The 1,169-nt window shown below is 31.7% G+C and carries 2 protein-coding genes; one reads left to right on the top strand and one right to left on the bottom strand.

Annotated elements, in window-relative coordinates; genetic code table 11:
- The first annotated feature begins 76 nt into the window (after positions 1-76).
- Positions 77-565, top strand: coding sequence for a hypothetical protein (locus tag IRZ80_RS20735; protein ID WP_194644264.1), 489 nt, complete (start codon positions 77-79; stop codon positions 563-565).
- A 193-nt stretch (positions 566-758) separates the two neighbouring features.
- Here the strand turns inward: IRZ80_RS20735 and IRZ80_RS20730 are convergent, their stop codons facing one another.
- Positions 759-998, bottom strand: a complete 240-nt coding sequence (locus tag IRZ80_RS20730; RefSeq protein WP_194644262.1) for a hypothetical protein — start codon at positions 996-998, stop codon at positions 759-761.
- Positions 999-1,169: the final 171 nt, after the last annotated feature.

Below are 1,169 nucleotides of genomic sequence, written 5' to 3'. Positions count from 1 at the left end.
TGGGCTAGTTGTGCCGAAATTACGCAGAAGAAAATAATCAGAAAACAAGCAGTTGGTAAAAAATAATATTTCAAAAATGAAAAAACTCGTTTTAATAATAATATTAGTTTTATTCTGTAGTTGCGAAAAGAAAAAAGAAAGTTGCTTTGCAAACTTTACTTATTCAAAAGGGAATATTAAAACGAGTTATAGATTAAAATTTAATTCTTCAGATACAGTTTACTATCTAGATTATTATCCTTTTGGGAATAAAGGCTTGCACTATTTTGTGCTCGAACAGAATGAGAAAAAAATATTAGATAGTTTAATCTGCAATTTTAAATTCCCAATTAAGGATTCTGTCTTATTAAATGATCAAATAAACGATGGAACAACAATTGCTTTTTCAATAGACAATAAAAGACTAATGCTACACGGAAATAAAGGACCTAAAGAGTTTTGGAAATTTGAAGAGTGGATGGATTATTTGCAAAGTTCCAAACAATTAAAACCGATAGATAGAAAAATAAAATTTGACAAGTTTGACAAAATGTTTCCTGTTCCTCCTCCTATCATCAATGAATAACTATTGATTGCGAAAACAGAAACTTGAAATTTGGAATTTGCCAACAGAAACTTGAAAAGTTTGTGTTTAAAATCATAATTTCGACAAAAACAACCAGCCCATAACCGCTAGTAAGCAATAGTCGGGAATTAGGCTAAATTTAAAAATAGTTTTGTACTTGAAAAATAGTGATTAACCGAAATATTACGCTTACTTAACCCCGACCATCGCCTACTAGCCAAACGTTACAGGAGAGTTTACAGCCAATTCGTGCCGAATTGACGCTTTCATTTTCAATAGAAATCAAAGCAGAAACGTAAAAAACAGAACGCAGGCAGAACGCCGAATTTGAAAAATTGGAATCTGCCAAACTTACGCCGAAAAGCAGAAACGTGAAAATAGGAATTGATAACTGAGGAGTGAAAAACTTAATCTGCCAAACTAACGCTGACATTTGAAACGTAATCCTGAAAGCCAAAAATTAATCTCTGCTCCTATTTCCCAACAATCGGAATTTATCAAACATAACTTTCGAACTAAAACGGAAAACCGAAGCTTAAAAAATTGAAATAAAAAATGTTAAAGAGAAAAATCGTGCTAAAGAAAAACCCTCCTGTAACAGCTA

The sequence above is a fragment of the Flavobacterium sp. HJJ genome, assembly GCF_015351475.1.
Lineage (GTDB): Bacteria > Bacteroidota > Bacteroidia > Flavobacteriales > Flavobacteriaceae > Flavobacterium > Flavobacterium marginilacus.
Note: the sequence above shows the minus strand (reverse complement) of the source record. Positions and strands in the feature narration are given on the sequence as shown.

Coding starts and splice junctions, on each gene's coding strand:
- IRZ80_RS20735 (WP_194644264.1), top strand. CDS start 77: ATGAAAAAACTCGTTTTAATAATAATATTAGTTTTATTCTGTAGTTGC.
- IRZ80_RS20730 (WP_194644262.1), bottom strand. CDS start 998: ATGTCAGCGTTAGTTTGGCAGATTAAGTTTTTCACTCCTCAGTTATCA.